The organism is Streptomyces sp. JJ38 (genome assembly GCF_019303475.1).
GTDB lineage: Bacteria > Actinomycetota > Actinomycetes > Streptomycetales > Streptomycetaceae > Streptomyces.
The window spans coordinates 1-313 of the sequence record NZ_JABLSI010000114.1 but is presented as its reverse complement, the minus strand read 5'-3'; the positions used below and the strand labels follow the sequence as shown (position 1 = coordinate 313).

The 313-nt window shown below is 73.5% G+C and carries 1 protein-coding gene; it reads left to right on the top strand.

Annotated features, from left to right (window positions below; all coding sequences use genetic code 11):
* A partial coding sequence (locus HPT28_RS26485) for a hypothetical protein (protein ID WP_219094509.1) occupies window positions 1-313 on the top strand: 313 nt, incomplete at both ends.

The following is a 313-nucleotide window of genomic DNA, read 5'->3' as shown; positions in this document are numbered from 1 at the left end:
GCCGAGGTCGAGCCGGTGGTGCCGTCGGTGGTGCCGGTGGTGGTGTCGGCGCGGAGCGAGGCGGCGTTGCGGGCCCAGGCCGAGCGTTTGCGGGCGCATGTCGCGGGCCGGTCTGAGCTGTCGTTGGTGGATGTCGGCTTCTCGGCGGCGGTGTCGCGGGCGCACCTGGAGCACCGGGCCGCCGTGGTGGCCACCGACCGTGGGGCGCTGCTGTCCGGACTGGAGTCGCTCGCGTTGGGTGAGCCCGCTGGACACGTTCTCGAGGGTCGGCAGTTTGCCGGTAGGCCGGTGTTTGTGTTCCCGGGGCAGGGGG